The sequence below is a fragment of the Albibacterium sp. genome (assembly GCF_035514885.1).
Lineage (GTDB): Bacteria > Bacteroidota > Bacteroidia > Sphingobacteriales > Sphingobacteriaceae > Albibacterium.
This window is the reverse complement of record NZ_DATJCH010000012.1, coordinates 811,602-837,186: the sequence shown is the minus strand read 5'-3', so window position 1 is coordinate 837,186 and position 25,585 is coordinate 811,602. Positions and strand designations below refer to the sequence as shown.

The window sequence follows — 25,585 nt, the reverse complement described above, 5'->3', positions numbered from 1 at the left end:
AAAATGAAAGCACTTAAATCCATATTACTTGTACCGGTTATCCTGCTTAGTTTTTGTGGGCAGAATAATAAGGATTATGATGCGTCCGGTAACTTTGAAGCAGATGAAGTAATTGTATCAGCACAGCAGAATGGTGAATTGCTTGCTTTTAAGCTAAGTGAGGGTGAGCAATTAGCTGCCGGGGCGGAGGTTGGACAAATAGATGTAACCTTGGTACAGCTTCAGAAAGATCAGACGGAGGCTACTATAAAAACGCTTCAGGAAAAAACAAGTGATGCCAGTGAGCAAACAGCTCTGGTTCAAAAGCAACTGACTGTTCAGGAATCTCAATTAAATCATTTAGTGAATGAGCGGGAACGTACGCGTAATTTAGTAAAAGCAGATGCTGCTACGCAAAAGCAATTGGATGATATCAATGCACAAATTGATCAATTGGAAAAACAAATTGGTGTTACACGCCAGCAAATTAAACTTAATAACTCCAATACAGCGACTCAAAATCGTTCCATACTTAGTGAAAGAGCACCATTGGAGAAGGTAGCTGAACAATATCAGGAGCAGATTAATAGAGGTAAAATCATTAATCCGATTGCGGGCACTGTATTAATGACCTATGCTTTAAAAGGGGAGATGGCTATTGTTGGTAAGCCACTTTATAAAATTGCTAATACCGACACACTTAATTTACGGGCCTATATTACCGGAGATCAATTGTCTCAGATCAAGGTTGGTCAGCAGGTTAAAGTTAGGATTGATAGTGGGGCGTCAGACTTTAAATCTTATATAGGTTCGATTATTTGGATAGCAAGTAAATCTGAGTTTACTCCTAAGACGATACAGACTAAGAATGAACGAGCAAATCAGGTATATGCTATTAAGGTCAGCGTCGTAAATGATGGTTATTTAAAAATAGGGATGTACGGAGAAGTGATCTTTAAGTAAGGGAAAAATGGATGCTGTAACACTCGAAAATATTCACAAGACATACGATAAGGGGAATGTTATAGCAGTGGATGATGTGTCGTTCAGTGTGAAGGAAGGGGAGTTATTTGGACTAATTGGTCCGGATGGAGCTGGAAAGACATCTATTTTTCGAATCTTAACCACGGTTTTACTTGCAGATAAAGGGTCGGCTCGCGTAGCCGGTTTTGATGTTGTAAAAGATTATCAGGCCATTCGTAATAGGGTTGGTTATATGCCAGGGAAATTTAGCTTATACCAGGATTTGACTATCAAAGAGAACCTTGAATTCTTTGCTACAGTATTTGGTACAACTATCGAAGAGAATTATGATTTGATAAAAGATATCTATGATCAGATTAGTCCGTTTAAGGACCGTAGAGCAGGCAAGCTTTCTGGAGGAATGAAACAGAAGTTGGCTTTATGTTGTGCATTAATTCATAAACCCGATGTTCTTTTATTGGATGAACCAACAACAGGCGTAGATGCTGTTTCGAGAAAGGAGTTCTGGGATATGTTAAAGAAGTTGAAGCAGCAGGGAATAACTATTCTGGTTTCTACTCCATATATGGATGAAGCAACCTTGTGCGAACGCATCGCATTGATTCAAAATGGTAAGATCCTTTCTGTAGAAACTCCGGAAAATATTGTAAAAGCATTTCCAAAAACATTATACGCTGCAAAATCTGATAATATTTATAAACTTCTGACAGATTTCAGGAATTCTGATGTTGTTGCTACAGCTTATGCTTCTGGAGAGTATTTACGATTAATTGTAAAGGACGATAAGGTAGACAACATTGCTTTGTTAAAGAATTACGCTGAAAAACACGGGCATAAGTATGTGGATATAAAAACTATCGCACCAACTATTGAGGATAATTTTATCTGGTTATCACAAAAGTAAATTAAGCATAAATGGAGGAGAAGGTAATTGTTTGTGAAGATTTAACGAAGCAGTTTGGTGACTTCTATGCAGTCAACAAAATCAGCTTTGATGTGTACAGAGGTGAGGTGTTTGGTTTTCTCGGAGCAAATGGTGCAGGAAAAACAACAGCTATGCGCATTTTATGTGGCTTGTCTTATCCAAGTTCGGGAAAAGCGACTGTTGCAGGTTTTGATGTATATAAGCAGCAGGAGTCTATCAAAAAGAATATCGGTTATATGAGTCAGAAATTTTCACTCTATGAGAATTTAACTGTTTCTGAAAATATTGAATTTTTTGGTGGAATATATGGGGTAGAGCGTTCTGAAATTCGTGTACGGCGTGCTGATTTAATTCAGAGACTTGGATTAGAAAAAGAGGTGAATAAAATGGTAGGAGAACTTCCTCTGGGATGGAAGCAGAAGCTTGCTTTTTCTGTAGCTATTTTTCATCAACCTAAAATTGTATTCCTGGATGAACCTACCGGAGGAGTTGATCCGGTTACCAGAAGACAGTTTTGGGATATGATCTATGAAGCAACAGCAGCAGGTATAACCGTTTTTGTAACTACACATTATATGGATGAAGCAGAATATTGCAATCGCATATCCATTATGGTGGATGGTAGAATCGAAGCACTTGATACACCAGAAAATCTGAGGAAAAACTATTCTGCCAGTTCAATGGATGAGGTTTTCTATCAGCTTGCCAGGAGTGCAACAAGATCGGACAATTAACGATGCAGATATGAAACAGTTATTTGTATTTATTAGAAAGGAGTTCTACCATGTTTTTCGTGATAAACGTACTTTGTTAATCATGTTTGGTTTACCGATTGCTCAAATACTTCTATTCGGATATGCAATAACCAGTGAAGTTAAGAACTCTCATATTAGTATTTCGGATAATTCACGGGATGCAAATACGGAACAGCTGATTAACAAGATTAAATCTTCTTCGTATTTTATTGTAGACGAAACATCCTTGAGTGAACAGGAAATAGAAAGTACATTGAAGAAAGGTGATGTGAAATGCATACTTGTTTTTCCTCCTGATTTTGGTAAAGATTTATTGCATTCAGGAAAGGCGCAGGTTCAAATTATTGCAGATGGTTCGGATCCCAATACCGCTAAAACCTTAATAAATTATTTAACAGCGATTATCGCGAACTATCAACAGGAGATTTCACCAACTGCAGCTTTGCCTTATAGGATTGTTCCTGAAACAAGGATGCTTTATAATGAGGAAGGTAATGGGTCTTTAAATTTCATTCCGGGAGTTATGGCTTTGATATTAATGATTGTATGTACGGCATTAACAGCAGTGGCTGTTGTGAAAGAGAAGGAACTTGGAACCATGGAGGTATTATTGGTATCCCCGTTCAAGCCTATTTTTGTTCTGATTTCCAAGGCTGTACCGTATTTAGTATTATCCTTAGCCAATTTCACTCTCATTATACTGTTGGCAGTTTTTGTATTAAATGTTGAAATCAAGGGTAGTATAGTATTGTTGTTTTTGGTCAGCACACTGTTCATTATAACTTGTCTTTCTTTTGGTTTATTAATTTCAAATGTTACTTCATCTCAACAGGCAGCTTTGCTTTTATCGATTATGGGTATGATGATACCGACGCTTATTTTTACAGGCTTTATGTTTCCGATAGAGAATATGCCTCGGGTATTCCAGGTTATTTCTCATATCGTTCCATCCAGATGGTATTTTCTGATTATTAAATCCGTGATGCTTAAGGGACTGGGCTTTGCCTATATATGGAAAGAAACTCTGGTATTGGTTGTTATGACGCTTGCTTTGCTTGGAATTGCTTTAAAGAACTTTAAAATCAGGCTGGAATGAAAATATTAAGGTTTCTTTTACAGAAAGAATTCAGACAGATTTTTCGTGATAAAATCATCCTTGTAATGATGTTTATGATGCCTACTGTACAGCTAATTATTCTTCCTTTGGCAATGGATTTAGAGGTAAAGAATATTAATCTGTCTATTGTAGATCATGACCATAGTAATTATTCGCAACAACTTATTAGTAAGATTGGTTCTTCGGGATATTTTAAAATAGTGAGCATGGAGGCATCCTTTACTGATGCCTTGAATTATGTTGAAAAGAATGAGGCCGATGTGGTGTTGGAAATACCTGCAGGTTTTGAGAGAAATCTGGTTCGGGAAGGAAAGCAGGAAATAGGGTTATCTGTTGATGCTATTGAGGGGACAAAGGCTTCTTTGGGTGGTAGCTATTTGAATGCTATTATCGCAGACTTTAATGCTGATCTGGAAATTAATAGACAAGATGTAGATACTTCGAACGGTATAATTAATGTGACCTTTTCAACCTGGTTTAATCCCTTAGCGGAATTTAAGTATTATTTGGTTCCGGGAATTCTGGTTTTGCTATTAACTATGATTGGTGGATTTCTTTCGTCTTTGAATATTGTAAGAGAGAAGGAGGCAGGGACTATTGAGCAGATCAATGTGAGTCCAATTAAGAAGTGGCAATTTATTTTAGGGAAACTTATTCCTTTTTGGATTATGGGAATAGTCGTTTTTACACTCGGACTTATAGTCTGCTGGTTGTTTTACGGCATTGTTTCCGAAGGTAATTACTTGTTGCTTTACCTATTTGCTGCATTCTATTTAATAGCAATTTTAGGCTTTGGTTTGTTGATTTCAACTTTTAGCGATAATCAGATTCAGGCCATGTTTTTAGCCTTTTTCTTTATGATGATTTTTACATTAATGGGAGGTTTATTTACTTCGGTAGAAAGTATGCCGGACTGGGCTAGGGGTATTTCGAATTTAATGCCAATAACACATTTTATTCGTGTAGTACGTATGATTATGCTGAAAGGAAGTGAGTTTGCAGATGTGCAGTTGGAGTTTGTTTATATCATTGGTTTTGGAATTGTATTAAATGGATGGGCTATTTGGAATTATAGGAAAACAGCTTAGCTCACCGCGGTTTATTTTTCGTTTTGCAATAAAGGATAAAATAGTCTTTTATATTAATATATTTTATTTAGTTTTGTCATATCGTATTATAATAGATTTAAAGATGATTTCAACGACTTTTCAATTGGCAATTTCAAGCCTATGGATTAATGGTTTTATTGTTCTGTTGGCCGTGATAAGTATTATTGTATTATTATTTGCAATATCTGTTTTATTAAATATGAAGCAGATTAGAGGAGATACGGATCATATGGGTTTTAAAAATGATGAGGAACGGTTTAAGCATTATATAAATACATTAAATAAAAAGCAAATAGAGGAGTTTCGTAAAGTAAGAGAGAAAGCTGCATCTTTTAAAGCTGCTTCTAAAAATATGATAAGCGGTCTGGCCATTGCAGGTTTATGTTTGATTGGCCATTTGAGTTATGGACAAGAAGGTGTAGATGCTGAACGAGAAGTAATGTCGAGCGGAGGTATTATAATTACTTTAATTTTAGTTGCGATTCCCATTATAGTAGGTGTTTTATTATTAGCCGGACGGGTTAGAAAATCTATCAATAGAATTAGTGATAAAAACAAGCATAGAGAGGCTAAGAAATTAGCTGAATACTTAGAATCATTACCTGAAGATGAATTAGAAGAAACGATTAAAAGCAGACAAGAGGCAGTTGATTTTCAACTTTCACAACAGGAACTGTCAGGAAACCAGCCTGTAGCAGATAGAAAAGGTTTGATAACTGAAAATCCGGATACCTCATTACCATTTGTTGCGGTTAAAAAGAAAGCTACAAAAAGACCCTCAGTTGATCCGAAGCTAGCAAAATTGGTATTATGGTTTGCAGCTACTGCTACATTTTGGTTGATTTTTGGTACATCTGTAGGAGAGTATGTAGGTATTAAATTTGTAGCACCCGATATTGATCACACCAGCTGGCTGAGTTTTGGAAGGCTGAGGCCTGTTCATACCAATTCAGTGTTTTGGGGATGGGCATCTTTGGGGATGTTAGGTTTGGGATACTACTCTGTACCTAGGGTAGGGAATAATGTACTTTTTAGTTATAAGTTAGGATGGATCACGCTGATTTTAATTAATGCGGCAGTATTATTCGGGACCATTGCTCTAATGGCAGGTATCAATAATGGTGGTGGTGAATTTCGCGAGTACATTTGGCCTATCATGTTATTATTTGCAATTGCATTGATCATTACGCTTTATAACTTTTTGAAGACCATAGCTTCACGTAAAACAAAAGAGATATACATATCAAATTGGTATATGGTTGCGGCACTGATCTTTGCTATCGTGATTACTTTGGTTGCCTATTTGCCTTTCTGGCAAACAGGTCTTGGTGAAACGATTGTACAAGGATATTACATGCACCAGGGTGTTGGAATGTGGTTTATGATGTTTACGCTGGGTATTGTATATTACTATCTTCCTCAGCAATTGAATCAACCGATTTATTCATATAGTTTGGGGATACTTGCCTATTGGACTCAAATACTTTTTTACACACTGATAGGATCTCATCACTTTGTGTTTAGCTCTATCCCTTGGTGGTTACAAACAGTGGCTATTGTAGGAAGTGTGGGAATGGTTATTCCGGTAGTGGCTGGTACGACCAATTTTGTGATGACTTTTAAGGGTGGATGGCATAAGATTACAGATAGTTATACTTTGCCTTTCTTTATTGTAGGAATCGTATTCTATTTTACAGGATCGTTGCAGGGTACGGCAGAAGCTTTTAGGGAAACCAATTTATATTGGCACTTTACGGACTTTACGGTTGCTCACTCTCATTTAACGATGTACGGAATTATTACCTTCTTCATCTGGGCAGGTATGTATGTTATTATTCCTCGTTTAACTGGTAAAGAACCTCCACAAATAACCGTTGGTGCTCATTTTTGGATGGCTCTAATTGGCTTGATGTTTTATTCTGTGCCTTTAATGATTGGAGGAACCTTGCGTGGTTTATCGTGGATGGAAGGAAAGCCGTTTTTAGATAGTGTGATTCTGATGGCACCACATTGGTTATGGCGCGCAATAGGGGGTAGCTTAATGTGGCTTTCTCATTTAGTGTTTGCTTATAATCTTTATAAAATGTGGGATTCTAAACCCGTTTTGGATGTTAAGGATTTAGCAATACAAAAATTGGATAAGGATCTTAATCAACAAACTGAAAAATAGTTTAAAATGGAATTCTTTAATAATCATAAAAGTCTCTTTATTACAACGGCTGCATTGTTTCTGATTTTAACATTCTTTGTGGCTATTATGCCTGCATTGAATAATCAGAAAGATAATGCTCCTTTGCCGAATGCAGTACCTTTAAGTGAGGCTGCTCAAAAAGGGAAAGCTCTTTATATCGCGAATGGTTGTGTGGCTTGTCATACGCAACAGGTCAGAAATATCGATATGGATAAGATGTTTGGCTCAAGACCAAGTGTGTCAGCAGACTATGCAGATATTAAAAGACAGGATATTTGGCGTAATACAGCTACATTAATGGGTACTGAGCGTACAGGCCCGGATTTAATCAATATAGGAAACCGCCAACCTAGCCAGGATTGGAATTTGGTTCATCTTTATAATCCAAGAACGGTAGTGAGTGAGTCTATCATGCCAGCTTATCCTTGGTTATTTATCTTAAAAGAAAATCCAACAATGGACGATGTGGTTGTCGCAGTGCCGGAAGAGTTTTTAAAGGATAAAACCAAAAAGGTTGTAGCAACAGAGGATGCTCTTAATTTGATAGCTTATTTACAATCTTTAAAGCAAACAGAAATGCCAACTGGTGACAATTTCCCAGAGTTTTTATACAAACGAAATGCTAAAAGTGCTGCAGTTGCTAGCAGTGCCGGAGGAGGGGAAACGCCGGAAGTTATAGCTGCTGATGGTGTTGCATTATATGCTACAAATTGTCAAGCTTGTCATCAACAGAATGGAAAAGGATTGCCTGGAGCATTTCCTTCACTTGCAGGAAGTAAGATTGTGTTAGATGAAAACCCTGAAATATTTGTAGATATTATTATGAACGGTTATAATGCTCGTGCTAATGAGGGATATGGTCCCATGCCTAATGTTGGAACCATGGCTAATTTAACAGCAGAAGAGATTACAGCTATCATGAATCATGAGAAAACAAGTTGGGGAAATGATGCAAAAACTGTAACTGTGGATGAGATACAGAAGGTAATTGATAAGGTGAAGAAATAGGTAAATAGAGAGTGAAATGAAAAAGATAGCGATTTTATTACCGCTTTTATTAGTTGCTTTGGGTGGCTTTGCCTGTCCGGCCTGCGAGAAACAGCAGCCAGCACTCTTAAAGGGTATTTCTCATGGAAGTGGACCTGAGAGTAACTGGGATATGGTGATTGTTTGGGTTATAGCCATTATCGTGGTTTTGACTTTGTTTTTCTCTATTAAATTTCTAGTAAAACCAGGAGAGAAATCAAAATCACATATTAAACGTTTTATATTAAGTAACGATTAAATATTACTTTAAGAATGAAAACAAAAAGCAGTATTTTGCTTTTCATTGACGATGAATCAACTCCAATAGCATCTTTTCAGGCGCCAGTAAAGTTTGAATTGGATACTACAAAACTAGTCGATGGAAAACATACACTAAGGATAGTAAGTAAAGACCCGAATGGTAAAGAGGGTGTTCGTATTGTTCCATTTGAAGTTCGTAATGGACCGGCTATAAGCATTGAAGGTTTACGCAATGATGCAGTTGTTGATGGTGTAATTCCTTTAATGATTAATGCGTATGGAAAAGGTAATTCAAGCCAATTTTATATTGAGGGAAGTGAAACTCCACAAAGTATTCCTTATTGGGTTTGGATATTATTAATTGGCTTTGTAGGTTGGGCACTCTATTATTTATTTACCTATATAAATGTAGTTCCCAATTAATAAGTAGAAATCATGGATATATCAGAAAATACCCGCATATCTGATTTGTTAAAAGAGAACAAGGATAGCATTGATGCAATTGCCTCTTTGGCTAAACCTCTTGAAAAACTTAAGAATCCAATTTTAAGAAAATTAATGGCTTCGCGGGTAACCATTGCTGAAGCTGCGAAAATGGGTGGCTGCTCTATTCAAGATTTTGAAAGGGTATTAAAGCCATTAGGGTTTAGATTTTTGGTGGATTCTAAGAAGGAGGATTCTTCGGATGAAGAACTGCCTGATTGGTTAAAAACTCTTTCTGAAGATAGTATTGAAATATTTGACGTAAGAGAAATCCTGTCGGGTGGTCAAGACCCATTAAAACAAATTGTGCAACGATTTAAACGTGTTACAGTTGGCAATGCACTTTGCATCGTAAATAGCTTTGTTCCGGTTCCACTGGTTCGTCTGCTAGAAAAAGAAGGTGTAAAAAGCTTTACAAAAACGATTGGTGCCCAGGAGTTCCATACTTACTTTTATAAGGTTCCTGCTGGTAAAGAAGTTAAGAAGGCTGTTAAGCCTGATAAAAATGATAATATCCGGATGCTTGATCAGGCATCCTTTCAGTTAGAATACGATCGATTTACAAAAGCCAATATCCGAGAGATCGATGTTCGTGCTTTAGAGATGCCGGGTCCTATGCAAACTATCTTACAGATATTACCTGAATTAGGTGATGATGAGGCTTTGTATGTAAATCATAAACGGGTTCCATTGTATTTGTTAGAAGAAATAGCCGGTGAAAATTATTGTGTAAATATTCTTACCTTATCTGAAATAGATGTTAAATTACTGATCTATAAAATAAGATAATGGAATGGAAGAAAGCGTTGCAATATGGACAATAGGTCATTCAACCCGTAGCTTCTCTGAGTTTTTAGAATTGCTTAAACATAATTCGATTGAATTATTAGTAGATGTAAGGAGTCTCCCCGGCTCACGAAAATTTCCACAATTTAATAAAGAAAATCTGGAGGTTGAATTGCCAGCTAATGGTATTAAGTATCTTCACATGCTCGCTTTGGGTGGAAGAAGGAAAGTCCATAAAGATTCTAAGAATACAGCTTGGCGCAATTCTTCTTTTCAAGGATATGCCGATTATATGGAAACTGAAGAGTTTCGAGTGGCGTTAAATCAGTTAGAAGAAACCAGTAAAAATCAGAATACTTGTATTATGTGCTCTGAAGCCGTTTGGTGGCGGTGCCATCGAAGTATGGTTTCAGATGCTCTTAAGTTGGATGGATGGAAGGTGTTGCACATTTTATCACTGACTAAAGTTGAAGAACATCCTTATACTTCTCCTGCAACGATTAAAAATGGCAAGCTATTTTATTCTTAGTTCAAAATAAATAACTGTTTTTGTTATTTTTATGCTATTTTATTGTGTTTTTTAATGCGAAGACAATACTTTTGTCGAAAATATAATTAAATGCAGAAAAGTAAAGGCACGAGGGAGCCCATCCCAATAGCTCCTTCTCTAAGCTTTAATGATAAAGAGTTTATTGATACACCACCTTCAGTTTCTAAAAGGGTTCTTTATTTAAGTGTACAGGCAATATTTAATGCTATTATCATTGGCTTCATTGCGAAATTGCTTGTAGAGTTGATTCATTTGATCACTAACCTGTTTTTCTATGGGAATTTCTCATTCGAAGAAACCACTCCAGCGGGTAATACTTTGGGATTGTGGGTTATTGCAATTCCGGTTATTGGTGGATTGATTGTTGGTGTCATGGCTAGATTGGGATCTACGGCAATTCGCGGTCATGGAATTCCTGAAGCTATGGAACAGGTATTGACCAATGAGAGTAAGATTAAACCTATTATAACTATTTTGAAGCCCTTGTCTGCTGCTATTTCCATTGGATCGGGTGGACCATTTGGTTCTGAAGGCCCAATTATCTCCACCGGTGGAGCTTTAGGTTCTTTTGCCGGGCAAATCATGAAGATTACGCCAAATGAGCGTAAAATTATGCTTACAGCTGGTGCTACTGCTGGTATGGCAGCAATCTTTGGGACACCGGTAGCTGCAGTTTTGTTGGCTGTTGAACTATTGCTATTTGAATTTTCACCGCGGTCTATTATTCCGGTTGCATTGGCTTGTGCTACAGGTGCGGCCATGCATTTGTTAATGTTCGGACAAGAACCGATGTTTGGAATGCCTGATATTCCTCCACCAACATACCAAGCTTTAATGTGGTATGTAACTTTGGGAGGGATTATCGGAGTACTGGCAGCTCTTATTTCTAAGAGTATCTATTTAATTGAAGACTGGTTTGAAAAACTTCCCATTCATTGGATGTGGTGGCCTGCGATTGGTGCCATAGCTATTGGTGTTGTAGGTTATTTCGCACCATATACCATGGGTGTAGGATATTCTAATATTTCTGACTTACTAACCGGAAACCTGCCTGTGCAAATGATATTTGGACTAGGGGTATTGAAATTTATTTCTTGGTCTATTTCCTTAGGTAGTGGTACTTCCGGCGGTACTTTGGCTCCTTTATTTACGATAGGTGGTGCTATAGGATTAGCTTTAGGAATGGTCATTCTTTATATCTTTCCGGAGAGTGATATCAATTTACCGACCTGTGCCTTAATAGGTATGGCAAGTATGTTTGCCGGCTCTGCCCGTGCATTGTTAACATCCATTGTTTTTGCTTTTGAAGTTACCATGCAGCCACATGGTTTGCTTCCTTTATTAGGAGCTTGTACTTCAGCTTATTTTGTGTCTTTCTTCTTAATGAAAGGAACAATCATGACAGAAAAGATTCAACGAAGAGGTATATTAACTCCCGATGCTTATGAACCTGATGTTTTGCAACAGATGCATGTAGGAGAAGTTATGGAATATATGGATCCTCAGATATCGCTGAATCAAAGTATTGCTGATGTTAAGAAATGGGTTGCTTTAAAGCGCCCTGATCGACATGTATTGATTGTAAAAGATAATGAAGGAAAGCTGGCGGGTACTTTAAAATTGAAGGATTTAAGAGAAAATGAATTGGATGAAAGTGCCAGTATTGAAGCGTTGATTGATAAAAAGATTATTTATATTTATCCTGAGAGCCAATTAAGTTTTGCAGTTGAAATGATGGATCGCTATCGTACTGACTTGATTCCTGTGGTTAACCGGGATAATAAAACAAAATCAATAGGTTTGCTGACTCCTACTTTGGTATTTGCAGCTTATCGTAAAGCTCGCTATGCAGATCAACAACTTCAACGTCCTATCAGTCTGAAAAGAAGTGGTTATAAAATGTTGGTGAAAAGTAAAAAGGGGTTTAAGAGGTAAAGTCCTATGGAAAATAATAAGGGAGTTGTCTTTTTAATTATCGTAGCTTCTTTAGGCTATTTTGTCGACATCTACGACCTTGTTATTTTTTCTATTGTTCGAATTCAGAGTTTCCATGATATAGGTATTCCTGAAGCCTCTATGCGCAAGTACGGTGAATATGTACTTAATATGCAGATGGGAGGCTTGCTTTTAGGTGGAGTTTTATGGGGTGTTATCGGTGATAAATTCGGGCGTGTAAAAGTTCTTTTTGGATCTATTCTATTATACTCATTAGCAAATATCGCTAATGGCTTTGTTAATGAAATTCATAGTTATGCCATTATTAGATTTATTGCCGGCGTAGGTTTAGCAGGGGAGTTAGGTGCAGGTATTACCTTGGTCAGCGAGAGTATGCATAAAGATAAACGTGGTTACGGGACAATGATTATAGCTGGAGTAGGAGTTTTAGGAGCAATCTTGGCATTTTATGTTGCTGAATACTTTAGCTGGCGAAATGCCTATTTTGTGGGAGGAGGGATTGGTCTAATATTGCTTATCCTCCGAGTAGGCACCTTTGAGTCCGGATTATACAATAATACTGTCGATAAGAAGGTAGAAAAAGGAAAGCTTAGTATGCTTTTTAATTCCAGAGAACGTTTCTTAAGATACTTGTATTGTTTGCTTATAGGTTTGCCTATTTGGTTTGTGGTAGGGATCTTTGTAACCCAAGCTCCAGAATTTGGTAAAGCGTTGGGTGCGACAGATATGCTGAGTGCAGGTAAAGGTATAATGTTTACTTATATTGGTATTTCTTTGGGTGATATATTTGCTGGTTTGTTAGCTCAAATAACGAAATCGAGGAGGTTGGTGGTTTTTATTTTTCAATTAGGAATTATTGCTACATCGGTTTGGTTTTTAAGTAGTAAAGGATTAACTGAACAGCAGTTTCATTGGATTGCTTTCTTTATGGGCTTAGCGGTAGGCTATTGGGCTACCTTTGTGACAATTGCTTCCGAACAATTTGGTATTAATCTGCGGGCTACTGTTGCTACTACAGCTCCTAATTTTGTGCGTGGAGCTTTAATTCCAAGTACATTCCTGTTTGAAGTTTTTGTATCACGGTATGGAATTATAACTTCTGGGTATATTATGATATTTTTATTGACATTCATTGCGATTTTTGCATTGAGTAAGCTCAAAGAAAGCTTTAATAGGGATCTGAATTATTTAGAATATTAATTAAAACTTTTCTTACACAATCTTTTCTTCTGTAACATTTAAATATGGTATGTTGAAATAAATGGTTTTTAAGCATCTTTATAACTATTTTTGAGATAGCTTGAAAGCTATAAATAGAAAAGAATAAAATTAACCATCTTATTAACATTAAATTCTAAAAAATGAAAAGTTTCACATTAAAACAGTCATTGATGAGCATGTTGTTCTTATTAATGAGTACAACATTTCTTTTTGCTCAAAACAATCAACCTCCGGCAAGCCCTGCTGCTACAGCTTCAGGTAAAATTGGTGATGCAACTGTAACTATTACTTATAGCAGTCCTGCAGTGAAAGGTAGGGAAGTATGGGGTGGTTTAGTTCCTTATGATAAAGTGTGGAGAGCTGGAGCCAATCAGGCTACAATATTGGAAACAACTCAGGCAATTCAGGTTGAAGGTAAAAATCTTCCTGCAGGAAAATACAGCCTTTTTATGCTTCCAACCGAAAATAATAGCTGGACAGTTATTTTGAATTCTCAGACAGGACAATGGGGAATCCTTAGAACAGGTGAAGCGAATTTGGATAGAAGCAATGATGTTCTTACAGCTTCAGTAAAGCCGGTTAAAAGTAGCAGTATGCATGAAAGATTAGTTTATGAAGTTAATGCTAATGGTTTTTCTTTATCATGGGATAACCTTACAATACCGGTTTCGGTTAAATAATAACCAAAATTACTAGTCACTATATGGCTAGAGTTCTGAATAAACAAGAATCGCCGTGTTATTTATCATAAATAACACGGCGATTCTTGTTTATAGAAATGGCTTTAATCCCTATCTTCGTAGAAAAGTATTGAATGTTAGAAATTGTCTATCAGGATGAGTATTTAATTGCCATTAATAAACCACATGGTTTATTGGTACATCGTTCTTCTATTGCCAGAAATGCTAAAGAATTTGCACTGCAGCTTTTAAAAGCACAGATAGGTAAATACGTTAGTCCGGTTCATCGCTTAGATCGTAAAACCAGCGGAGTATTATTATTTGCTTTAGAAAAAGATGTAGAAATAGCAATGCATCAAAAGTTTATGAAAGGAGAAGTGGAGAAGAAATACCTTGCTATTGTTAGAGGTTACTCACCTGATCAGATGGAGATTGATTACCCACTCTTAAAGGAGAATGGCATGATGCAGGAGGCTTTTACTGAATTTAAAACCTTAGAACGAGCCGAATTAGAAATTCCTTTGGGTAAGCATGCAACTTCAAGATATTCGTTAATAGAAGCGAAGCCAAAAACCGGGCGAATGCATCAGTTAAGAAAACATTTTGCACATATATTCCATCCCATTATTGGTGATCGCAAACATGGTTGTAATAAACAGAATCGATTTTTTAAGGAACAATGGGATATGACGACCATGCTTTTACATGCATCTTCCTTACGATTCAAACATCCAATAACTGAAGAAGATATTTATATATCGGCACCTGTGCAAGATGAATTTAAAAGAGTTATGAAACTGATGAAATGGAATTAAGGATAATATGAAAGATTATAAGAAATATTACATCGTTCCGGCGAGTCCGGAAGAGGTATACAAAGCTTTAACACTTGAACCAACTATTGAGCTTTGGACAGGAGCTAAGGCAAGCATGATCGCAGAACCTAATACTGAATTTTCTCTTTGGGATGAAAGTATTGTAGGGAAGAATATAGCTTTTGAGGAAAATAAAAAGATCATACAACAGTGGTATTTCGGTGATGAGAATGAGGAGTCAATAGTTACTATTAAATTGCATCCGCATAAACAAGGAACATCTGTTGAATTAAGTCATATCAACATTCCTGATGAAGATTATGATAATATCACAGATGGCTGGAATTCTGATTATTTTGGTTCTATAATAGACTTTTATTCAGAATAAACTGTTATAGGTTGTTGTGCGTCCTTCTTATAGATTTTATTTATAATTAAAGCAATTGCGCCATCACCTGTTACGTTACAGGCTGTGCCAAAACTGTCCATTGCAATATAAAGTGCAATCATTAAGCCTAGTGCTTCTTCGTTAAAACCTAGAATTGAAGATAACACACCCAGTGCAGCCATAATAGCACCTCCCGGTACTCCGGGTGCAGCAACCATGGTTATTGCCAACATAAATATAAAACCTATAAAGACTTCTGGAACAATAGGCATTCCGGTCATCATCATAATTGCCATAGCGCAGGCTGTTATTTTTAACATACTTCCTGAAAGATGAATGGTTGCACAAAGTGGGATTACAAAGCTGGCAACATCCTCATCTACTCCGTTTTTTAAAGTTTGCTGATAGGTTACTGGAATGGTGGCGGCCGATGATTGTGTTCCTAAAGCTGTCAGATAGGCAGTCATCATATTCTTTAATGCTTTTAGTGGATTTACTTTAGCAACAATACCTGCAATGCTAAATTGAATAAGCAATAGGATTACGGTAAGGATGAAAATTAAAACGATGATTTTTATGAAAACGCTTAAGATACTTTCGATTTGCCCCGAAATTGTAATGTTTAAGAATATTCCAAAGATATAGAGAGGTAAAATAGGAATAATTACATGGTTTATAACGTTCATGATGATATTCTTAAACTCTCCCATTGCATTTTTAAGTGTCTCACCTTTTATAAAAGCCATTCCTAATCCGAGTGTAAAGGAAAGAATAAGAGCACTCATAACATCGAATAAAGGCGGCATTTCAAGAGTAAAGTAAGTTTCTAAAGTTTTCGCTGTATGATCTATTTTAGGAATAGAATCAATGGATCCTAATAAGGTAGGATAGAAGATATTGCAAGAGAAATAAGCAAAGAAGCCCGTAAAAATCGTAAATCCATAAGCCAATACAGATGTTATAATCAGGAGTTTGCCTGCACTTTTGCCTAAATCAGCGATGCCGGGCGCAATTAATCCTAAAATAATTAAAGGGACTATAAAACCTAAGAAATTACTAAATAAGCTGTTGAAAGTTATAAATATTCTGGATATCCAATCTGGGAAAATTATTCCTGCTGTGATTCCTAATGCGATTGCAAGTATTACCTTTCCTAATAGACCAATTTTTATATTTCTCATAGATTTTTATGGCGAGTACAGATACGTTAGTTCTTCTATTTATTTCCAAAGATAGAGAAGGCAAAGAAGGTTGCCGTTAAGCCTAAAATGATACTTAATGCGATGTAAGAGAGCGCATAACCGATTTGGCCGTCACGTAAAAGTTGAATTGATTCCATTGAGAAGGCAGAAAAAGTTGTAAATCCCCCTAACAATCCGGTTACTAATAGGAAACGCCATTCTACTCCAAGGTTTTCTTTGTCTATATAGCCTACGATTAATCCGATGAAAAAGCAACCGATTATATTCACTCCCAACGTTCCTATAGGAAAGGAAGAATCTGCTTTAATTTGTATAAGTTGCGAAAGTAAATAGCGCAGCACTCCTCCAATAAAACTTCCGGAACCTATTAGTAAGAGTATTTTCATCGATATTTATTTCAATTAATTAAAATAACCATCATGTTTGCTGCTATTTCTACAAAATACAAGTAGACGCTCATGATGGTTACAGGTTTATATGTTATTTCTCTATTGACTTTGACCAGATATTAATGGATCCATCAATAGCATATTTATTAATTTCATTTAATTCACTTTCAGAAAATTCGATGTTTTCAATTGCTTTCGCACAATCTATTACTTGTTCTGGACGACTGGCACCAATCAGTGCTGATGTAACTCTTCCTTTTCTTAAAACCCAGGCAATGGCCATCTGAGCTAAAGTCTGCCCGCGGCCCTTTGCAATTTCATTTAATGCGCGGATGTTCGCAATGTTTTTCTCATTTAAGAAATCAGGATTAAGAGATTTATGTTGACTGGCACGACTATTTTCAGGAATGTCTTTTAAATATTTGGTAGTTAGCATTCCTTGTGCTAAAGGAGAAAACACGATGCTTCCGATCCCTAATTCTTCTAAAGTATCCAATAATCCATCATCTTCAACCCATCTGTTTAACATTGAATAGCTAGGTTGATGAATTAAGCAAGGCGTTCCAAGTTCTTTTAAAATTTGGTAAGCTTCGCGAGTACGGTGTGAATTATAAGATGAAATCCCTACATATAGTGCTCTTCCTGAGCGCACAATATGATCTAATGCCATCATCGTTTCCTCTAAAGGTGTATTTGGGTCAAAACGATGCGAGTAAAAAATATCGACATAATCTACACCCATACGTTTTAAACTTTGGTCACAACTGGCAATCAAGTATTTTCTACTTCCCCATTCTCCATAAGGGCCTGGCCACATATCGTAGCCTGCTTTTGATGAAATAATAAGCTCGTCGCGGTGATTAGCAAAGTCATCTTTTAAAATTCGTCCGAAGGCAGTTTCTGCACTTCCTGCAGGTGGTCCATAATTATTTGCTAAGTCAAAATGAGTTATGCCCAGATCGAATGCTGTGTGGCAAATGGCTCTTTTATTTGTATGAGAAGAATCATCGCCGAAATTGTGCCACAGGCCTAATGAAATAGCGGGTAATTTTAAACCGCTTTTTCCGCAGGTATTGTATAACATTTTTTCGTAACGTTCCTTCTTAGGTTGATAGGTCATGTTCTTAAACTTTGATTGGCATAAAAGTAACAAATTATTTTTTCTATTTTGTGCAGCAATACAATCGCATGGAATTATACTACACTTTTTCAATTTTAATTGTTTTGGCTTCATTCTTTGCCTATATAAATCATAGGTTTATGAAGCTTCCCTTTACTATTGGCATTATGCTGATAGCGATTATTGTTTCCATTGTAATCCGGGTAGTAGGTATTAGCGTTTTCCCTAAGACAACTTTGAGTTTCTTTAACATGATTTCGGAATTCGATTTCACCGAGGTACTTATGGGTGCTATGTTGAATTTTTTGCTCTTTGCCGGAGCATTGCATGTAAACTTTACAGAGCTTAAACAATATCAAAAACCCATCATTACCTCTGCAACTGTTGGTGTTGTGATTTCCACATTCGTAATAGGAGGTATTATGTATTACATTGCCCCTTTGTTAAATATTGAGGTTCCTTTTATCTACTGCTTATTGTTTGGAGCTCTGATTTCTCCTACTGATCCGATTGCCGTATTGGGAATATTGAAACAAGCAAACGTTCCGAAATCTTTGGAGATAAAAATTGGTGGAGAGTCACTTTTTAATGACGGTGTAGCTGTTGTATTGTTTGCAGTTATTTTACAGTTGGCACAGACCGAAGAGCTGGCCATCTCTTTTTCTTCTATATCGTGGTTACTATTAAAAGAAGCTGGAGGCGGTTTGCTTTTAGGATCTTTATTAGGTGTTACGGCATCCATGGCATTAAGAAAAACAAATGATTACATAGTCTCGGTACTAATCACTTTGTCTGTAGTTATGGGGGGGTATCTTGTTGCAGCTGCATTGCATCTGTCCAGCCCGTTAACAATGGTTGCGGCAGGTCTATTTATTGGAAATGTAGGTAAACGCGCCATTAGTTCTGTTGTAATCCGCGATTATGTGGGGAAATTCTGGGAATTGATAGATGCGGTATTAAATGCCATTTTGTTTTTGTTTATCGGATTTGAATTATTGTTAATACCTGATTTGTTTGGACACTGGCTATTAGGTATTGCATCAATCTTTATCGTTTTGTTTGCACGATTTATTTCTATTTGGTTGCCTTCTTTTGCTCTTCCTTTCTTGAGTACCTTTAATCGGAATACAATGAGGATGTTAGTTTGGGGAGGTTTGAGAGGAGGGGTATCCATTGCTTTGGTACTTTCAATGGCTAATGGAGAATACAAGAATCTTCTTTTGGAAATAACATATTTTGTGGTTGTATTCTCCATTGTAGTTCAGGGTTTAACTGTGGGAAGAGTTGCTCGTAGATCGGTGGTTGTTGATAATCAATAGTGTTCGCGATAAAGAGACATGATACACATAGCTTTACATTTTTTGGTACCGGCAATGATTGCCTGGTTTTTCTATAAGGATTTTAGGATAAAAGCTTTTCTTATTATGATGGCTACTATGTTAGTAGACTTGGATCATCTACTGGCTGTACCTATTTATGATCCAATGCGTTGTAGCATTGGTTTTCATCCTCTGCATTCTTATTATATCATCCCATTTTATTTTATTCTGTTGTTTTTTCCTAAATTTAGGCTTGTCGGAATTGGTTTAGTTATTCATATGCTTCTAGATTTTCTGGATTGCTTTATATAATGCTGTTCATTAATAGAAGGTATTAGCTATTTTTTGTGAGTTTTATTTAAAGAAATATGGCAAAAAACTTTTACGCAGATTTTATTAAGCAGTTGTTGTCGAAAGCTGGGGTCAAAGTAAATGGGTCTCAGCCTTGGGATATATCGATTCAAGATGATGTGTTTTATGAGCGGGTTTTTAGAGACGGCTCCATTGGCCTCGGTGAAACATATATGGATGGAATGTGGGATTGTGAGCAACTGGATGAATTTATGTACCGAATTATCTCCACAAATCTATCGACTTATATAAAGTGGGATCTTAAAAAAGCTCTTTTGCTATTAAAAGCCCGGGTGTTTAACCTTCAATCTATTTCCAGAGCAAAAGATGTAGCATATAAACATTATGATATCGGTAATGTGCTTTATGAAAGCATGCTGGATTCAAGAATGATTTACTCTTGTGCTTATTGGAAAGATGCTTTAACATTAGATGAGGCACAAGAGGCAAAGCTTAATCTTGTATGTAGGAAGTTAAAATTGAAACCGGGTGAGACGGTTGTTGATATTGGCTGCGGCTGGGGAGGCTTTGCTCGTTTTGCTGCTGAAAGATATCAGGTCAATGTGTTGGGAATAACCATTTCTGAGGAGCAAGCTAAAAAAGCAATTAGCGTCTGTGCTGGTTTACCTGTAGAAATCAGGGTACAAGACTATAGGACATTGAAAGGGGAGTTCGATAAAGTTGTTTCGATTGGAATGTTTGAGCATGTTGGGTATAAAAATTATCAAAGTTATATGGACACTGTTCAGCGGATTTTAAAGAAAGATGGCCTTTTCTTGTTACACTGTATCGGAGGTAATCGGTCCGCAATTGTAGCTGATCCCTGGATCGATAAGTATATATTTCCAAATGGAATGATTCCTTCTATCTTTCAAATCGATCAAGCTACACAAGGAAAGTTTATTTTAGAAGACTGGCATAACATAGGTTTGCACTATGATCGTACATTGATGGAATGGGAAAAGAGGTTTAAGAATTCATGGCCTCAATTGAAAGAGAAATACGATCAGCGGTTTTATAAGATGTGGGTTTATTATTTATCCTGTTCTGCAGCCTCCTTTAGAGCAAAATCTAATAATGTATGGCAGATTGTTTTTTCTCAACCAGGCAGCAGGATTGCTTACGAATCTGTACGATAATGCAATATTTTCCTTATTTTGCGATTGATGAATAAATTAGATTTAGCATTTGAAAAATACGATGCTTACAACAGGATGGATCCTGTAAGCTATACCTATAAAGGAGAGGTTTTTCCTGAAGAGTATTTCTTAGCCAATCGACTATATGAATGGGTCTTAAAGCTTGATCCGCAACCAAGTGAGGAATTGTTATTAGCGTCTCGAAGTCAACATATTGGTCGTTGGGAGATTCCTCGTAGTCAATATCCTGATGGCAAAGCCGGTTACTTAGACTGGCGACGTAATTTAGCAGTTTTTCATGCTGATAAGTCGACGGCAATTATGAAAGAAGTAGGATATGGGCAAGATCAGATTGATCGGGTAAGACAATTCCTTCTGAAAAAGAAGATTAAGGTCGATAAAGAGGTTCAGACACTTGAGAATGCGTTGTGTTTAGTTTTCTTAGAGTTTCAGTATGAAGATTTTTTTCCAAAGTATGAGCCAGAAAAGATTGTTAATATTCTAAGAAAGTCACTTTTAAAGATGGATGAAAAAGGTCGCCAACAAGCTTTGACGCTTCATTACTCCGATGAAGGGTTGAATTATATTAAGCAAGCTTTAGAACAGATATCTTAACACTTTTATCTATGAAGAATGATTAATCAACCTCAACTTAGAACTGTTCAGGTAATCCGTTATGTTACGCCTTTACGCGAAGGAGGCTCAATGCCTGCTATTGCTGAAGCTGATGATGAATTTCTGTATGTGCTGAAGTTTCAAGGAGCCGGACAAGGTGTTAAGGCTTTAATCGCCGAATTAATTGGAGGTGAGATAGCAAGAGCATTGGGGTTGAAGATGCCTGAAATTGTATTTGCGAATCTTGATGAAGCTTTTGGACGCACAGAAGGGGATGAGGAGATACAAGACTTGTTAAAAGCAAGTATTGGTTTGAATCTGGCTCTTCATTATCTTTCAGGAGCCATTACTTTTGATCCTCTTGTAGCCAAGGTTGATTCTTTACTAGCATCAAAAATTGTATGGTTGGATGCACTTATAACTAATGTAGATCGTACAGCCCGAAATACCAATATGCTTTTCTGGAAAAATGAACTCTGGTTAATAGACCATGGTGCTGCGCTTTACTTTCATCATTCCTGGCAGAATTGGGAGGAGCAGGCGTTGCGGCCCTTTGTTAAAATAAAAGAACATGTTCTGCTTCCGTATGCTACTGAACTTGATGCTGTTAATGAAGAGTTTAAGTCTATTTTGACGGATGAATTAATAGATTCGATTGTTAGTTTGATTCCCGATAAATGGCTAATTAAAGATAGTCCTTTTACCACAGCAGAAGAGCATCGTCAGGTATATGCTCAGTTTTTAAAGACTAGAATTGCTCATTCAGAAATTTTTGTAAATGAAGCCCGAAATGCAAGAGAAGCATATTTATGAGTATGCGGTTATCCGTTTTGTTCCACGGGTAGAGCGAGAAGAGTTTTTGAATATAGGAGTTATCCTATTTTGTAAGAAGAAACGTTTCTTAGAAGCCGCTTTTACACTGGATGAGAAACGACTTCATTCATTCTCCAGGTCTTTTGACTTTCAGGAAATCGAGAATAATTTGCGATCTATTGAAAAAATATGTTTGGGAGGGAGAGATGGAGGACCTATAGGAAAGTTAGATATTGCTGACCGTTTTCGATGGCTTACTGCAACAAGGAGTACAATTATACAATGCTCAAAGGTTCATCCGGGCTTTTGTGTTGAACCCGGAAAAACCTTATTAAAACTTCACAAGCAATTAGTACTGGAATATTAGTTTAAATTTTAGGTGGCATTAGCTTGTAAACTACCGGAGTTACAATTCTGGATAAAAGTGTAGAGCTGATTAATCCGCCAATAATTACAATTGCTAAAGGTGAAATCAATGGATTGCTTGACCATGCAATGGGTAATAATCCGCCAATAGCTGTTAGGGTTGTTAGTATTATTGGTAAGAACCTGATTTCTCCTGCCTTCTCTATTGCTTCATTTAATTCCATTCCTTCTCTTCGTAATTGATTAGTAAAATCGACTAATAAAATGGTATTCTTGACTTCTATTCCCGCGAGAGCTACCATTCCTATTGTTGCTACAAATGACAATGTGTTTCCTGTTAACAGAAGAGCGATAACTGCGCCTACAATTCCTAGCGGGATCACTGATAAAACTATGAGAGTGCTTTTGAAAGTTTTGAACTCTAGAACCAAGACTGCTATAAACAGAAATACTGTTGTCAGGATAATCGTTCCGAAGCCTCCAAATGATTGCTCTCTTGCTTCCACTTCGCCACCCATTATGTAGCTATAACCATCCGGAAGAGGCATTTCGTTCATTTCATCAATAACCTGCTGAATTACCTGATCATTTTGATACCCACTTTGAACAAAAGAGTTTACTGAAACTGTACGTATTTTATTGAGGTGGCTGATTTGAGACGATGAAGATTCAAGCTCCAGGCTAGCCAGTTGGCTTAAAGGAATGGAGGTTCCCTGAACATTATTCACATATATATTATTAAAGACAGTGAGGTCTGGATGCGAACTTCGAGGCACACTCAGACGAATGCGATAGTCATTGTTATCATTTAAAGGATCGTTAAAATTGGCAACATCGATTCCTGCTAAAGCCATCCGGATCGTTTGGTCAATAGTAGAACTCGGCACTCCCAAGGCTAAAGCTTTTGCTTTATCGACCTTGACACGAATATCAGTTTTTTTATTTTGAACCGGATTATTTACATAAAGTGTTCCTTCTGTATTATGAAGAAGCGTTTCAACCTTGGCCGCTAATGATTGCAATGTATCCAGATTATTGCCTAAAATCTTCACTTCTACCGGTGAAATGGTAGGGACCCCTTGTTCAAAATCCTTTACCTCTATCTTTGCACCTGGATAAGGAGTCCATAATTGTCGTAATTCATTAATGAGCCTTACTTTATCCTTTGCTTTCGTATCTTCCTTTAACTGAACGAATATCTCTGAAAAATCGCTGCGTTCATTTGCCTGCATTACATTGTAGTAGATCTGGGGGTTACCCTTTCCAACGTTTGATGAATAGTATTTTACCTCAGTAATGCTATCTAGTTTTTTCTCAATTTGACGCGTAATAGAATCTGTATAATAGATGTTTGACTGAAGGGGTGCGGTAATATTGATTAAGAATTGTGGCTTCTCAGAAGCAGGGAATAGGCTAAAGCCTACCACAGGTATTAGAGATAATGAGCCAATAAATATTATGATAGCTATTATAACAGCTTGCCAAGGTTTTTTTAAGGCTTTATCCAATAAAACGGCATAGGTACTGTGTATTACTTTTTGAAAAACACGAAGTACTTTATTTCCTTCCGGATGTTCATGTGGCTTTAGAATTCTACTTGCTAAAAACGGAACTACCGTTAATGCTACTATCATAGAGGCCAAAACTGAACAGATAATTGCTACAGGCATACTGCGGATAAAATCTCCGGCAGCTTCCGGCATAAAAAGAAGAGGCATAAATGCGATAACCAATGTTGCAGTACAACCAATAACCGCTAATGTAATCTGTTCTGTACCTTTTAACGCCGCGTCCACACGAGAATATCCTTCCCGCATCCATCGCTCAATATTCTCTACAACAACGATACTGTCATCAACCAGTAAACCTAATGCTACAACGAAACCCACAATACTTAATTGATTGAGGCTATAGCCCAATAAATTGAGAGCAACGATCCCCATGGATAACGACAAGGGAATTGCAATCATTACAACTGCAGAAGCCCGGTTTCCGAGAGGAAGCAACGTAAATATTACCAAGGTAACTGCAATTAAGAAGTCTATTCCTAATCCACCCAGACGATTGTTTACATTATTAGCCTGATCAAAGTTCATTACCAGATCCATATTGCTAGGTAATTCTTCTTTGTATTTATTGATAATTGGTAAATATTCTTTCTGGACCTCTGTAATATTCTGACCTTTTTTCATTGCCGCATTAATGAACAAAGAACGATAGCCATTCAAGCGTGTAATGTGATTGTCTGGTGCATAATCAGTATATACTTGAGCGATATCTTTTAATAGAATATTTTTTCCTTCGCTGCTATTGACGATCGTGTTCTTGATGTCATCAATATTCTGATAATTGCCGGTAGTTTTGATACTAAAGGTTTTTCCACCTGCTATAACACTACCTCCAGGTATATTTACCGACCCGTTTTCAATCGCTTGCATAACCTGCGTTAATGATATATTCATCTTCGCTAATTGGTCGGGTTGCACATCTACGCGAATAAGCTGGTCTGATAATCCACTAATATCCACCTCTTTTAAGGCTGTAACCTTTTCAAGATCGGTTTTTAAATCTTCTGCTTTTTGCTTTAAAGCATCACGAGAAGCATTCTCAGAAATAAGGGCTAGTTGCATGACATTGACATTCGATGGGTCTACCCGTTGAACGTCAATAGAATAAATATTTTCAGGTAAGGTGGGACGCAGGGCAGAAATCTCACGAATAAGTTCCTGATATTTATCATTTACATCAGACTCGAACGTATATTCTACAAAAATGAGTGCTAAGCCATTAACGATACTGGTTTTAATTTGTTTTATATCATCCAGTCCATAAAATACGCTTTCCATTGGATCAACCACCAGCTCTTCCATATCTTTCGGGCTGGTTCCTGGATATACAACCACAATTGGAAACATCGTAGTTTTCATTTCCGGATCCTCTGATCGTGGCATACTAAAAATGGTACTGAGCCCTAACACAATAATCAGCAAAACCATAATTAAGGTGAATTGGCTGTTCTTTAGAGCATATTTAGCAATATTCATC

Annotated in this window: 26 protein-coding genes and 1 pseudogene; 23 read left to right on the top strand and 4 right to left on the bottom strand. The window is 36.9% G+C overall.

Annotation, left to right across the window (positions count from 1 at the left end):
• Nucleotides 1–3: 3 nt before the first annotated feature.
• The 17 genes and pseudogenes from VL047_RS07690 (at nt 4) to VL047_RS07615 (ending at nt 15,226) form a co-directional block, all read left to right on the top strand.
• Nucleotides 4–942: an HlyD family secretion protein gene (locus tag VL047_RS07690; protein WP_325359520.1), complete on the top strand. Its 939-nt coding sequence runs from the start codon at nt 4–6 to the stop codon at nt 940–942.
• Nucleotides 943–949: 7 nt separating this feature from the next.
• Complete coding sequence (locus VL047_RS07685) at nt 950–1,867, top strand: ABC transporter ATP-binding protein (RefSeq protein WP_325359519.1); 918 nt, start codon at nt 950–952, stop codon at nt 1,865–1,867.
• Between the two features lie 11 nt (nt 1,868–1,878).
• The gene (locus VL047_RS07680) at nt 1,879–2,622 is read left to right on the top strand and encodes an ABC transporter ATP-binding protein (RefSeq protein ID WP_325359518.1); all 744 of its coding nucleotides are present in this window, start codon (nt 1,879–1,881) and stop codon (nt 2,620–2,622) included.
• Nucleotides 2,623–2,632: 10 nt separating this feature from the next.
• Nucleotides 2,633–3,739, top strand: a complete 1,107-nt coding sequence (locus VL047_RS07675) for an ABC transporter permease (RefSeq protein ID WP_325359517.1) — start codon at nt 2,633–2,635, stop codon at nt 3,737–3,739.
• Entirely contained in the window at nt 3,736–4,848 is a 1,113-nt protein-coding gene (locus tag VL047_RS07670; protein WP_325359516.1) for an ABC transporter permease, read from the top strand. Before VL047_RS07675 ends, VL047_RS07670 begins: the two co-directional genes overlap by 4 nt.
• Nucleotides 4,849–5,068: 220 nt before the next feature.
• Nucleotides 5,069–7,039 carry a cbb3-type cytochrome c oxidase subunit I gene (locus VL047_RS07665; protein ID WP_325359515.1) on the top strand — a complete coding sequence of 657 codons (1,971 nt, stop codon included), beginning with the start codon at nt 5,069–5,071 and terminating at the stop codon, nt 7,037–7,039.
• Between the two features lie 6 nt (nt 7,040–7,045).
• A pseudogene (locus VL047_RS13565) lies at nt 7,046–7,492 on the top strand (cbb3-type cytochrome c oxidase subunit II); the annotation flags it as partial.
• Nucleotides 7,472–8,068, top strand: a complete 597-nt coding sequence (locus VL047_RS13560; RefSeq protein ID WP_414635306.1) for a cytochrome c — start codon at nt 7,472–7,474, stop codon at nt 8,066–8,068. The pseudogene VL047_RS13565 and the gene VL047_RS13560, both read left to right, overlap by 21 nt.
• Before the next feature lie 16 nt (nt 8,069–8,084).
• Complete coding sequence (locus VL047_RS07655; protein ID WP_325359513.1) at nt 8,085–8,345, top strand: hypothetical protein; 261 nt, start codon at nt 8,085–8,087, stop codon at nt 8,343–8,345.
• A gap of 14 nt (nt 8,346–8,359) precedes the next feature.
• Nucleotides 8,360–8,770: a cytochrome C gene (locus tag VL047_RS07650; protein ID WP_325359512.1), complete on the top strand. Its 411-nt coding sequence runs from the start codon at nt 8,360–8,362 to the stop codon at nt 8,768–8,770.
• Nucleotides 8,771–8,782: 12 nt separating this feature from the next.
• Nucleotides 8,783–9,619, top strand: a complete 837-nt coding sequence (locus VL047_RS07645) for a DUF2249 domain-containing protein (protein ID WP_325359511.1) — start codon at nt 8,783–8,785, stop codon at nt 9,617–9,619.
• Nucleotides 9,620–9,623: 4 nt separating this feature from the next.
• Nucleotides 9,624–10,145 (top strand): DUF488 domain-containing protein, encoded by a 522-nt coding sequence (locus VL047_RS07640; RefSeq protein ID WP_325359510.1) that lies wholly within the window; start codon nt 9,624–9,626, stop codon nt 10,143–10,145.
• A gap of 90 nt (nt 10,146–10,235) precedes the next feature.
• Nucleotides 10,236–12,101, top strand: a complete 1,866-nt coding sequence (locus VL047_RS07635; protein WP_325359509.1) for a chloride channel protein — start codon at nt 10,236–10,238, stop codon at nt 12,099–12,101.
• A 6-nt stretch (nt 12,102–12,107) separates the two neighbouring features.
• Nucleotides 12,108–13,322, top strand: a complete 1,215-nt coding sequence (locus tag VL047_RS07630) for an MFS transporter (RefSeq protein ID WP_325359508.1) — start codon at nt 12,108–12,110, stop codon at nt 13,320–13,322.
• A 161-nt stretch (nt 13,323–13,483) separates the two neighbouring features.
• Entirely contained in the window at nt 13,484–14,023 is a 540-nt protein-coding gene (locus VL047_RS07625) for a DUF2911 domain-containing protein (protein WP_325359507.1), read from the top strand.
• A gap of 134 nt (nt 14,024–14,157) precedes the next feature.
• Nucleotides 14,158–14,838: a pseudouridine synthase gene (locus VL047_RS07620; protein WP_325359506.1), complete on the top strand. Its 681-nt coding sequence runs from the start codon at nt 14,158–14,160 to the stop codon at nt 14,836–14,838.
• 7 nt (nt 14,839–14,845) lie between these two features.
• Nucleotides 14,846–15,226 (top strand): SRPBCC domain-containing protein, encoded by a 381-nt coding sequence (locus tag VL047_RS07615; protein WP_325359505.1) that lies wholly within the window; start codon nt 14,846–14,848, stop codon nt 15,224–15,226.
• Here VL047_RS07615 and VL047_RS07610 read toward each other — a convergent pair.
• The 3 genes from VL047_RS07610 to mgrA all read right to left on the bottom strand — a co-directional run bounded on the left by VL047_RS07610 (nt 15,214) and on the right by mgrA (nt 17,937).
• Entirely contained in the window at nt 15,214–16,407 is a 1,194-nt protein-coding gene (locus VL047_RS07610; RefSeq protein WP_325359504.1) for a dicarboxylate/amino acid:cation symporter, read from the bottom strand. The two genes, VL047_RS07615 and VL047_RS07610, sit on opposite strands and share 13 nt — an antisense overlap.
• Before the next feature lie 35 nt (nt 16,408–16,442).
• Nucleotides 16,443–16,814: a fluoride efflux transporter CrcB gene (gene crcB, locus VL047_RS07605; RefSeq protein ID WP_325359503.1), complete on the bottom strand. Its 372-nt coding sequence runs from the start codon at nt 16,812–16,814 to the stop codon at nt 16,443–16,445.
• Nucleotides 16,815–16,908: 94 nt separating this feature from the next.
• The gene (mgrA, locus tag VL047_RS07600) at nt 16,909–17,937 is read right to left on the bottom strand and encodes an L-glyceraldehyde 3-phosphate reductase (RefSeq protein WP_325359502.1); all 1,029 of its coding nucleotides are present in this window, start codon (nt 17,935–17,937) and stop codon (nt 16,909–16,911) included.
• 68 nt (nt 17,938–18,005) lie between these two features.
• Between mgrA and VL047_RS07595 the strand changes: the two genes are divergently transcribed.
• From VL047_RS07595 to VL047_RS07570, 6 genes are read left to right on the top strand one after another with little or no spacing between them, the layout of a single operon-like run.
• Nucleotides 18,006–19,256 carry a sodium:proton antiporter gene (locus tag VL047_RS07595; RefSeq protein WP_325359501.1) on the top strand — a complete coding sequence of 417 codons (1,251 nt, stop codon included), beginning with the start codon at nt 18,006–18,008 and terminating at the stop codon, nt 19,254–19,256.
• Between the two features lie 18 nt (nt 19,257–19,274).
• Nucleotides 19,275–19,568 carry a DUF6122 family protein gene (locus VL047_RS07590; protein ID WP_325359500.1) on the top strand — a complete coding sequence of 98 codons (294 nt, stop codon included), beginning with the start codon at nt 19,275–19,277 and terminating at the stop codon, nt 19,566–19,568.
• A gap of 56 nt (nt 19,569–19,624) precedes the next feature.
• On the top strand, nt 19,625–20,746 hold the full coding sequence (gene cfa / locus VL047_RS07585; RefSeq protein ID WP_325359499.1) for a cyclopropane fatty acyl phospholipid synthase: 1,122 nt from the start codon (nt 19,625–19,627) through the stop codon (nt 20,744–20,746).
• Between the two features lie 27 nt (nt 20,747–20,773).
• A complete protein-coding gene (locus tag VL047_RS07580; protein WP_325359498.1) occupies nt 20,774–21,361 on the top strand; it encodes a DUF4202 domain-containing protein in 588 nt (195 codons plus the stop codon).
• Between the two features lie 18 nt (nt 21,362–21,379).
• Nucleotides 21,380–22,174: a HipA family kinase gene (locus VL047_RS07575; RefSeq protein WP_325359497.1), complete on the top strand. Its 795-nt coding sequence runs from the start codon at nt 21,380–21,382 to the stop codon at nt 22,172–22,174.
• The gene (locus VL047_RS07570) at nt 22,152–22,541 is read left to right on the top strand and encodes a DUF3037 domain-containing protein (RefSeq protein ID WP_325359496.1); all 390 of its coding nucleotides are present in this window, start codon (nt 22,152–22,154) and stop codon (nt 22,539–22,541) included. Before VL047_RS07575 ends, VL047_RS07570 begins: the two co-directional genes overlap by 23 nt.
• A 1-nt stretch (nt 22,542) precedes the next feature.
• Here the strand turns inward: VL047_RS07570 and VL047_RS07565 are convergent, their stop codons facing one another.
• Nucleotides 22,543–25,584, bottom strand: coding sequence for an efflux RND transporter permease subunit (locus VL047_RS07565; RefSeq protein ID WP_325359495.1), 3,042 nt, complete (start codon nt 25,582–25,584; stop codon nt 22,543–22,545).
• Nucleotide 25,585: the final 1 nt, after the last annotated feature.